This window comes from Bacillus sp. JJ722 (assembly GCF_036963345.1).
Lineage (GTDB): Bacteria > Bacillota > Bacilli > Bacillales > DSM-1321 > Bacillus_AD.
Genome location: NZ_JBALMO010000089.1, coordinates 1 through 11,061, shown reverse-complemented (window position 1 = coordinate 11,061; position 11,061 = coordinate 1). Strand labels below are relative to the sequence as shown.

Below are 11,061 nucleotides of genomic sequence, written 5' to 3'. Positions count from 1 at the left end.
TCACTTTTCGGACAGCCTCATCAAATGATTAAACAATAGTGTTAGTACTGTTCTTCGTTTTTCTTAACATTCAAGCGTTCTTCTAATATTTGAATCATATATAGGAAATGACCAGCTTCACGCAATACATGGTCGGCAAGGAGGGGATTGATGACACTTTTAATTTGACATGATTGAATAAGTTCTAAACCGGCTTTTTTGAAACTTTGAAGTTCGGTAGTGGCGTTTTCACTGTCTTTATTCATTTTACCGATAATAGGATATGTAGGCTGCTTACGATATAACATTGATTCTACATCTCTTGCTTGATTTAAAAGTGTTTCAAAGTCATCTCCAAACTTAAGGGAGGTTTTCACTAAATTTCTTTCAGATTGATCTAATAATGAACCTATAAATCGAGAATGTTCCATCATAATCCGTAACCAAAATACATTCTCGTTAATGATGGCATCTTGTATTGGTTCTAAAATCCCTTTATTAAACTTTTTTAATGTTCTCATGAAGTATTCCGCTTCTCGCGCAGTATGATCGACAAGTAAGGGGAAATTAAAACCGCTTACTTTACAATTTATTATAAGAATAAGAAGATTGCGCTTGAAATTACGAAATCCGTAAACTAGTTCTATGCTTTCCTCATTTAATTTCCTCACTAATTCTACATTGTTGGGTACTTCATATGCTTTCTTTTCTTGCTGCTCGAAGTAACGATAAAATCTATCTGTCTGTTGAATAAGATTAATATCTTTTCGATGAAAGCCATCACCTAAAAATAAAGCATGTTCTTTCATAATTCTGAGCCAAAATCTATTTTCCGTAAGTGAACGATCAACAAACAATTGTTCAGTAAGTGATTCAGGCTTTGCAGCAAATGACTCAGGTGGGACTAGCATTTGATTATATTGTTGTTCAGTAATATGTCCCGGAATATGTTTCTGATTTTTCATCCATTTCCTCCTTTTCTAAGTAGTCATTTACATCATATTCCTTCTAGTTATCTTTAAGACCAAACAACATGGAGTTTATCATCTGTTAACTTCCTAATCTTTTTTCCAAACAGTTGCTATTTCTTGTATGCCGTGTCGAATTTCTTCGATAGTTGGTGCCCCATATCCAATCATGATTTGATGATTTGGTTTGTTGAAATGATACATTGTAGAAACTGCATCGACAGCAATCCCAACTGATTTGGCACGATTAATGGCCATTTGCTCAGTTAACCATAAAGGTAATTGAACAATCATATGTAGCCCTGCATCATCTCCAATTATTTCAAATTCATTCCCTAAAAAGTGTTCAATCGCTTCTATTAAACACTTTCTTTTAGCACGATATAATGTGCGCATTTTTGCAATATGTTTTACATAGTTACCTTGTTGCATCAGATCTGCAATAATTAATTGATCAATTCTGGAGACAGTTGATTTTTGGTGTAAATTGAACTGTTGAAAACTTTCTACAAGGGCTAAAGGTAAAACGATATAGCTTAATCGAATTGAAGGCATGAGTGTTTTCGAAAATGAACCAAAATATATAACATGTTTTAATTGGTCTAGTTGCGCTAGCGAGGGGATAGGCGACCCTTTATACCGGAATTCTGAATCATAGTCGTCTTCAAGTATGTACGCATTTGCTTGTTTTGCCCAATTTAATAACTGTATCCTTCTATTGATAGACATGATTTTTCCTGTTGGATATTGATGAGCTGGTGTTGTATATAAAAGTTTTACTTTTTGCTTAGGTACAGTACATCCTTCCGAATCTAAAAAAACATGTGCAGTATCCAAATGAAGTTGCTTAAAAACAGATAGCGCTCGCATGAAGCCCGGCTCTTCAATGCCTACTTTTGGTTGTTTGAAAAACTGGCACAACAAACTTAATTGTTGTTGTGTTCCGCTAAAAATAAATATTTGACTTGTTTGGCATTGAAATCCTCTTGCTTGCTGTAAATATTCTGCAATTTGAATTCTAAGCGCATCCTCACCGTACCATGATGCATTACTTATATGTGTTTCAGATAAGTGTTTTTTATATAAGCGATTCCACAATTTATAAGGAAACATCTTCGCATCAATTTGCCCATTTTGAAAATTTATAAATGATTCCTTTTTGACAGGTAAACAATCTTTGATTAAAGGTTGTAGCTTATAATTCAGATTATCCTCGATCTCCGCGACAAAATATCCTCGCCGCTCCTCTGAATATAAAAAACCTTCACTTAGAAGTTGTTCATATGATTCTTGTATTGTATAAATACTAATATTTAATTGTTTCGCCAATTGTCGTTTTGAAGGCATCTTTACGTGTGCCTTTAAAACTTGCTGTAAAATCATTTGTTGGAGCTGCTCATAAATTTCTATGTACTTAGATTTTTTACCTGAAAAAGTTATTTGTATTTCCATTCCGCTTCTCCTCTGGTATGGCAAAAATATTTAATTTTGGTTATGTAAAGCATATCAGATTTATCATTAAATAAAAGAGAAGGAGTGAGAAAAATGAAAAATTTAGAAAATAACATTGTGAAACTAATACCGATGGAGATTACTCATATAGATGGACTATATGAAGCAGCAGCCGATACACGTATTTGGGAGCATATGTCTCATAATTTAATGACGCGGGACAATGTGGAGAAATATGTACTAGATGCACTTGAGAAAAAAGATCGTGGTATAGAGTTTCCTTATGTTATTGTTGATCAAGAGTCGAAAAAGATAATTGGAGCAACATGGCTTCTGGATATTTCTATGTCACATAAACGATTAGAAATAGGATCAACTTGGATTAACCCTAAATATTGGCGGACGAAAATGAATACTAATTGTAAATACTTATTACTAGAGTATTGTTTTGAAGTATTACAATTTCAACGGGTTCAAATTAAAACAGGACATGAAAATATTCGGTCACAACAAGCAATAGAACGGCTTGGAGCTATAAAGGAAGGAGTATTACGAAATCATATGATCCGTAAAGAAGGAACCATTCGACATACTGTTATGTACAGTATAACTAACGAAGAATGGCCTGTAATAAAGAAGCGATTCCGTACAGTTTTACTAAAGAAATAACTTTAGAAAAACTAGATAGACTTTAAGGTAATACAGCTTAAACTATAACTAGCCTAACTAAATATTGAAAACTACTCAATTAGCAAATGATCATAATTTATCAACTTTATAAAGGTTTCAATTACTCAGCAAAGTTCGGTATAATAAATAGTGAATAATTCTATTGTTTTGAAAATAATGCCATTATTGTTAAATAAGCGCTATAAGCTGTATGATTAATGGAATACATACTGCAATATGTTAAATGTAATAGGAGGTTCATAATGAAAATCAAAATTGCTACGATAGAAGATATTACTCAAATAGAAGTCTTATATCAAGAATTGTTTTTAGAAATGTCTAACCTTCAGCCGAAATATATTAAACCGGCAAAGCAGGATGTCAATTTTATTAGAAACACAATAAATGATAAAAAATCAGATATTTTACTAGCTGAAAAAGATGACAGCACAATAGGTTTTTTACTCATCCAAGAATTAATGACACCTCCATATAATTGTTTAGTAAAACACAAATATGCTTTTATTGTTGATGTTATTGTAGGAAGTCAATATCAAAGTCATGGAATTGGTTCTGTTTTACTATCAGAAGCGAAAAAGTGGGCTGAACATCGCGGATTAGACTATATAGAATTAAATGTATTATCCGAAAATATTGGTGCTATGAAATTATATGAAAAACTAGGATATAAACACGTTATGCACACAATGAGATGTGAATTATGATTTACATCTCCATTCGATCGAAATCAAAAGTTAGTGTAGGACTAAATAAGACGTTTTAACTAAATCGAAAATTTAAAAAGGGCATTACATATAGCTAAGTAAATATGTAATGTCCTTTTATTTTTTCATTATAACATTTATCCCGTTCTAACAGGCGCTAAGACTCCCACTTCAAAACGAAAGTATAAGCAAAGACGTTTAAGTGGGATATGAAACTCCAGTAAGAATCCGATTGGTTCAACTAATAATCGGTGGGGGATGGACGAAAACCCCCACCGATTAAAGTTTCACTTTATAAAATAATTGGTGGTTACTATTTTTAAATGAGTGATTCTATGTCTAGCTCCAGCGCCCAGCTCCTAGTAGACTTCGCCATTCTCCCTACGATAAGTCAACTTAGAAATGCGGAATCGGCCCGTTTAGCCCCGCTGCCATAAGACGAATCGCTTATCAGCTCTTCGTGTTTCCTTTATCTCAGTCGAAGGGCTCCAGTCCATACGGAGCAAGACGGGCGCTTGCGCTTTTCAAGTGAAGTTTATACATGATATTGGAAGGGAAATGCACGAAAAACGAATTACATGCATGAAAAACAAAATATATGCTCTTTAACCAGTAGAAATGATCATATGCATGACCTATTTCATCAACTTATTTGGTATTATTAGGATTTTTCATCAAATGTATAGTGGAAAAATGGTATTATTGGAAGAGGTTTTAATTTTCATAATATTTAAATGTTTAATCTACTCTAAGGAGGGTGTAAGGGTGTACGAACGAAAAAATAATGTTATTGAGACAATTTTACAAAATATAGATAGTGTAATAATAGGGAAACGAAATATTGCAGAATTAAGTTTAGTAGCTATGTTAGCTGAAGGTCATGTGCTATTAGAAGATGTGCCAGGTGTTGGTAAAACGATGATGGTACGTGCACTCGCTACATCTATCCAAGCGAGCTTCAAACGCATTCAATTTACGCCTGATTTGTTGCCATCAGATGTTACGGGAACAAGTATTTACAATCCACGTGATCAAGAGTTTGTATTCCGTCCAGGTCCGATTATGGGAAATATCATTCTTGCTGATGAAATTAATCGTACTTCTCCGAAAACACAATCTGCACTCCTTGAAGGAATGGAAGAAGCAAGTGTAACTATTGATGGCGTAACACATAAGCTGGAGCAACCTTTTCTAGTAATGGCTACACAAAATCCAATTGAGCATGAAGGAACGTATCCACTACCAGAAGCCCAACTAGATCGGTTTCTATTAAAAATGGAAATGGGATATCCATATCCAAGTGAAGAAGTAGATGTGCTAACTCGATCACAAGTTAATCATCCGATTGAAGGTATAAAGCCTGTCGTTTCGATTGAGGAAGTGCGCCGTTTACAGGAAGAAGTAAAGCATATACATGTGGAACAGGCGATTAAAGAATATATCGTAAAAATAGCGAATGAGACACGTAATCATCATAGCATTGAATTAGGTGTTAGTCCGCGTGGATCTATAGCCTTAATGAAAGCTTCTCAAGCATATGCATTGATGCAAGGAAGAGACTATGTGCTACCAGATGATGTTCAATATTTAGCCCCATATGTGTTTGCTCATCGAATCATTTTAAAGCCTGAGGTGAAATACGGAGGAATCAGTCAGGAATCAATTATTACAAGCATTTTATCTAGTATTCCCGTTCCGGTTCAAAGGTTAGTGAAGAAATGATGAAGAAGTTAAGAATGCTTGCAGCTCCCTATTTGAAAATCGGGTTAGTGCTTTTTTTCGTCATTGCATCTTTCATATATGCAATGTTTCAAGGCGGTTTTGTAAGCTGGTTTCTTTTTTATAGTTTTATACCATTTGCTCTATATCCGTTGTTACTTAGTATCTATCCGCTGAAGAATGTGGAAATAAGTCGTCGTTTTAATGAATCAGAGTATCGTGCGGATGAACAAATGGAAGTTGAATTGACTCTAAAGCGGACAAATATCTTTCCACTGCTTTATTTAACAGTGGAAGATCAACTACCAGAACGTTTTCTCACAAAGACTTCTCATCAACCGAAAGGTATTCTCTTTCCTTTGTTTCGTAAAGAAATGAAGCTAACCTACACGATTCCAAAAGCAGTGCGAGGGGACCATCATTTCGAACAAGTTCTAATCAAAACGGGTGATTTTCTAGGTTTATATGAAAGGGCAACAGCTATTGAAAGCCACAATCACTTGTTGGTGTATCCAAGGTATAATCAAATGACTGCTCGCCAGCTTGAAGCAATGTATGAAGAGGGACAACAGTCAGCATTCGTTAGAAAACATAATGAAACAGCACTTGTCTCAGGTGTGCGAGATTATGCACCTGGAGATAAGCAGTCATGGATTCATTGGAAAGCGTCTGCTAGAAGAAACGAAATGATGACGAAAGATTTTGAAGAGCGACAAAGCCAAGATATTGTAGTTATTCTTGATCAAAGTCCATCATCCTTATTCGAAGACATGGTATCGTTTATTGCGACACTTACGAATACCTATTTACAAAATCGAATAGGAATCGCATTTACAAGTACTGCACAAATGCATCAACCAATAGCAGTTGGTAGAGGTGAGCATCAGAGGCAGAAAGTATTTTATGCTCTAGCAATGATTGAAGAGAATGAAACAAAGCCTTTGACGTTAAATAAACGATCTATACCAGCCAATTCTTCATATATTTTTGTTACATCACAAATTACGAAAGAGTTGCTAGCTTTTATTTCTTCTACAAAGGGATATTCTACTTCAACTCTTCTTGTTATGAAGAGTAAGCAAGATCTCAATCAGAATGAAAGAGAGATTCAAGTAGATGCAGCCATTAGAGGGATTAATTGCAGATATATTTACCCAACTTCTTTTGAAAGGGGAGTAGGCGAATGAGACAAGTACCTTTGCATCGCCTTTCTCAAATGGCTTTTTATATAATGGGTTATTTGCTTCTATTAGAGTGGCTATATCCATTGAAGGCTATAACGGATATAGACAATGTGTATGTATTTTACATATTTCTTGTTTTGCCTTTTACATTGCGTTTCTTGAAGGTGAAAACAGCGCTGAAGATTATGGTTTTAGTAGTGTACGTGTTTTGGGCAAATCATTTTCTCTACTATGGTGCTTTTTCATTCTTTAATATTCAGTGGCTTTTTGCTTTCGCTGCCGATTTTATGCAAAGTGTTGTTTCCTTATTTCAATTTGATGTGGATTCTATGGCGTATAGCTTTCAAACATCGTTGTTATTCCTATTACTTTGGGTTATGACATACTTGATTCATTATTGGGTGATGGTTCAACGGAGTATCTTTCTTTTCTTCTTATTGAGTGTGTTATATGTAACGATTCTGGATACATTTACACCTTATAATGGAGATATGGCAATTGTTCGATTGTTTATTATTGGAATATTGTTGCTAGGAAATTTAACATTCTACCGATTAATTCAGAATGAAAATTTATTCATTAGTCAAAAACAATATGGCATTTGGCTTTTGCCGTTAATTGTAATGATAGCAATCAGTAGTATATTAGGGTTTGCATCGCCAAAGCTACCAGCGCAATGGCCAGATCCTGTTCCGTTTTTTATTTCTTATTCAGAAAAGCATAAGAGCAAAGAAACCTCCTCTGTTAATAAGGTAGGGTATGGCGAAGATGACTCTACTTTAGGTGGCGACTTTATAGGTGATGACACAACGGTTTTTACAGCGAAGGTAAGCGAGAAACATTATTGGAAAGTCGAAACGAAAGATGTCTATACAGGAAAAGGCTGGGGTTCAACTGCAGACTCTAGAATCGAACCTTTTAATAACGGAGAGGAAGTGCCTGAAAACTGCTGTTCTGATAACGTACAAAAGAGTGATCTTCTCATTGATGAAGTAGATGTAAAGCTTCCATATGTGCACATCCCTTATGCTGAGCCGATGAGTGAAAGCAGTATAATCTCACTGGATTCAGAAAGAGGAGAAGATGTTTCATATCTTTATACACAAATGAATAATAAAATTGTCAGTGTAAATGAAGAAGGGAAACGTATCAAATTAGACCGTTATAAAACAGTATATCGAATGCCTGTGTTTGATGTGGCTAAATTAAGAGAAGTGAAAGGAATGCCTAAAGATGAATTGTTCTATACGTATACGAAGCTTCCGGATGTCCTTATTCCTCAGGAAGTTCGTTCACGACTACAACAATTAGCTGAATCTATTACGAAAGATAAAACAAATTGGTATGACAAAGCGAAGGCGATCGAAAATTATTTTGATAGACCAGAATTTGTGTATGATCATGAAAATATCCCATATCCAAGAGTAAATCAAGATTTCGTAGAACAGTTTCTTTTTGAAACGAAACGCGGATATTGTGATCATTTTTCAACCTCAATGGCGGTTCTACTTCGTACGATTGGTATTCCAACTAGGTGGGCTAAAGGATATACAGAAGGTGAGTATAAAAAATATGAAGATGGAAAAATCATTTATGAAATCACCAATAATAATGCTCACTCTTGGGTAGAGGTATACTTTCCAAATACGGGTTGGGTTCCGTTCGAGCCAACAAAAGGATATACTAATCCGATAAGTTTTGAGGACTCTCAAAATGTTTCTACTGATACTAATACTCCTGAACAAGAGAAAGAAGAAACAAAGAAGCCTGAACCGAAAGAGAAAGAGCAAGTTATAACCAAGGAAGAGACAAGCTTTAGCGATAAAGTAAAAGCGGTGGTTGATCGATGGTCGGATAATTGGCCAGTGATAATGGCTAGTATAGGTGCTATTGTAGTGTTAGTAATCGCCTTGATTGCTAGTAGAAGAAAATGGTTGCCTTACTTATGGTTTTGGTTCTTTAGAAGAAAAGATACGGAGGAAGAAACATTTGTGAAGGCATATGCGGTGTTGCTGAAACAATTACAGCGTTCTGGATTGAAGCGAATGCAAGATCAAACACTAAGAGAATATGCTATTTACGTAGATAGTATGTATGAAAGTAGTGAAATGAGCGAGCTTACATTTTATTATGAAAGAATCGTATATCGAGGAGAAAATCCAGTTGAGAATTGGCAGAAAGCAAAAATGCTGTGGAAGATCGTTATGAAAAAAACTATAACTTGACCTCTTTTTTATACTATTGATACAATAGAATTTGATTTTAAATATAACTTAATATCATTTCCTTCGTATATCCTCGATAATATGGTTCGAAAGTTTCTACCGGGTCGCCGTAAATGACCTGACTATGAAGTGGAATAAGCGCATACTTTTGCGCTTATTTCTTCTTAAGGAACGATTGGAAATAAAACTAGACTACATTTATATGCTATAGCCATGTAAATGTAGGTTCTAGTTTTTTCTTTATCCTTATTTAAAAACGTCTTTTTTATCGCTTTGGATAAAGGGAAGCAAATGATAAGATAAGTTCAATAATGGTACTATGAATCAATCTGCTTATTAAGGTTGATATTAATTTTATAAAATACATTTTAGAGGTGACTTTTGTGGCAGGAAAAACAGAAATGCAAAATCAAGAGATTATTGTAGTACTTGATTTTGGTAGTCAATACAACCAGCTGATTACAAGACGAATTAGAGAATTTGGCGTGTATTCTGAGTTACATCCACATACAATTACAATGGAAGAACTACAAGAAATGAATCCAAAAGGAATCATTTTATCAGGCGGTCCTAACAGCGTATATGATGAGAATTCATTCCGTTGTGATGAGCGTATTTTTGATATGGGTATTCCGGTATTTGGTATTTGTTACGGTATGCAACTGATGACAGCGCATTTCGGAGGTAAAGTAGAGAAGGCAGATCACAGTGAGTACGGTAAAGCAGAAATCAATATTCAAAATGTATCTTCTCTTTATAAAGAACTTCCAACTGATCAAGTAGTGTGGATGAGTCATGGTGACTTAGTTACAGCAACTCCTGAAGGATTTGTAATCGATACAACAAGTGCTTCTTGTCCAATTGCAGGTATGAGTGATGAATCACGTAACTTATACGCAGTACAATTCCACCCTGAGGTTCAACATTCAGAATACGGTAATGACATTCTGAAGAACTTTGCATTTAACGTATGTGGATGTAAAGGTGATTGGTCAATGCACAACTTTATCGAAATCGAAATCGAAAAAATCCGTCAAACAGTTGGCGATAAGAAAGTACTATGCGCACTTAGCGGCGGTGTAGACTCTTCAGTTGTTGCGGTATTAATTCATAAAGCAATCGGCGATCAATTAACTTGTATCTTCGTTGACCACGGTCTTCTTCGTAAAGGTGAAGCAGAGGGCGTTATGAAGACTTTCACAGAGCAATTCCACATGAATGTTATTAAAGTGGATGCAAGAGAGCGCTTCATGAACAAGTTAGCTGGCGTTTCTGATCCAGAAGAAAAACGTAAAATTATCGGTAACGAATTCATCTATGTATTCGATGATGAAGCAGCGAAACTTGAAGGTATTGAATTCCTAGCACAAGGAACTCTATACACTGACATTATCGAAAGTGGTACAGCAACAGCTCAAACAATTAAATCACACCACAACGTAGGTGGACTTCCAGAAGATATGGCATTCAAATTAATTGAGCCATTAAATACATTATTCAAAGACGAAGTTCGTGCATTAGGAACAGAACTTGGTATGTCTGATGAAGTAGTTTGGCGTCAACCATTCCCAGGCCCAGGTCTTGGAATTCGTGTACTTGGTGAAATTACAGAAGAAAAACTTGAAATCGTTCGTGAATCAGATTACATTCTTCGTGACGAAATCAAGAAAGCTGGACTTGATCGTGACATCTGGCAATACTTCACAGTACTTCCTAACATCCGCAGCGTAGGTGTTATGGGTGATGCTCGTACGTACGATTACACAATCGGTATCCGTGCCGTTACTTCAATCGATGGAATGACATCTGACTGGGCACGTATTCCTTGGGACGTTCTTCAAAAGATTTCAGTACGTATTGTAAACGAAGTAGCACATATCAACCGTGTTGTTTATGATATTACTTCTAAGCCACCTGCTACTATTGAGTGGGAATAATAAATAAAATAAAATTTNNNNAATTTTAAGTTGAAATTAATAAATTCCCCTCCAAATTCCCCGCCAAAAATCTGGTGGTTCACGAAAAATAACCTCTGTCGAAATTAGACAGGGGTATTTTTTTTAGTTTTATAAATAGCTAAATAAAAATGAGAAAGACTCTGGACTATATGTGAGAATATTTATGGTATTAGTATTAAGTC

At 35.3% G+C, this 11,061-nt stretch carries 8 protein-coding genes and 1 riboswitch; of the genes, 6 read left to right on the top strand and 2 right to left on the bottom strand.

Annotated elements, in window-relative coordinates; translation table 11 throughout:
- Window positions 1-41 precede the first annotated feature (41 nt).
- Together V7014_RS12405 and V7014_RS12400 are read right to left on the bottom strand one after the other, a co-directional pair.
- Window positions 42-944, bottom strand: a complete 903-nt coding sequence (locus V7014_RS12405; RefSeq protein WP_335507539.1) for a DUF2935 domain-containing protein — start codon at window positions 942-944, stop codon at window positions 42-44.
- 93 nt (window positions 945-1,037) lie between these two features.
- On the bottom strand, window positions 1,038-2,399 hold the full coding sequence (locus tag V7014_RS12400) for a PLP-dependent aminotransferase family protein (protein ID WP_335507537.1): 1,362 nt from the start codon (window positions 2,397-2,399) through the stop codon (window positions 1,038-1,040).
- Window positions 2,400-2,492: 93 nt separating this feature from the next.
- On the opposite strand from V7014_RS12400, the gene V7014_RS12395 reads away from it, so the two are divergent.
- The 6 genes from V7014_RS12395 to guaA all read left to right on the top strand — a co-directional run bounded on the left by V7014_RS12395 (window position 2,493) and on the right by guaA (window position 10,858).
- Complete coding sequence (locus V7014_RS12395; protein ID WP_335507535.1) at window positions 2,493-3,068, top strand: GNAT family N-acetyltransferase; 576 nt, start codon at window positions 2,493-2,495, stop codon at window positions 3,066-3,068.
- A gap of 263 nt (window positions 3,069-3,331) precedes the next feature.
- Window positions 3,332-3,793, top strand: coding sequence for a GNAT family N-acetyltransferase (locus V7014_RS12390; RefSeq protein WP_335507533.1), 462 nt, complete (start codon window positions 3,332-3,334; stop codon window positions 3,791-3,793).
- 765 nt (window positions 3,794-4,558) lie between these two features.
- A complete protein-coding gene (locus V7014_RS12385; protein WP_335507531.1) occupies window positions 4,559-5,515 on the top strand; it encodes an AAA family ATPase in 957 nt (318 codons plus the stop codon).
- The gene (locus V7014_RS12380) at window positions 5,515-6,699 is read left to right on the top strand and encodes a DUF58 domain-containing protein (RefSeq protein ID WP_335507529.1); all 1,185 of its coding nucleotides are present in this window, start codon (window positions 5,515-5,517) and stop codon (window positions 6,697-6,699) included. The genes V7014_RS12385 and V7014_RS12380 overlap by 1 nt, the downstream gene beginning before the upstream one ends.
- Window positions 6,696-8,921 carry a transglutaminase domain-containing protein gene (locus V7014_RS12375; protein WP_335507526.1) on the top strand — a complete coding sequence of 742 codons (2,226 nt, stop codon included), beginning with the start codon at window positions 6,696-6,698 and terminating at the stop codon, window positions 8,919-8,921. Before V7014_RS12380 ends, V7014_RS12375 begins: the two co-directional genes overlap by 4 nt.
- A gap of 43 nt (window positions 8,922-8,964) precedes the next feature.
- Window positions 8,965-9,066: riboswitch (purine riboswitch) on the top strand.
- Between the two features lie 256 nt (window positions 9,067-9,322).
- Complete coding sequence (gene guaA, locus V7014_RS12370; protein WP_335507570.1) at window positions 9,323-10,858, top strand: glutamine-hydrolyzing GMP synthase; 1,536 nt, start codon at window positions 9,323-9,325, stop codon at window positions 10,856-10,858.
- The last annotated feature ends 203 nt before the right edge of the window (window positions 10,859-11,061 follow it).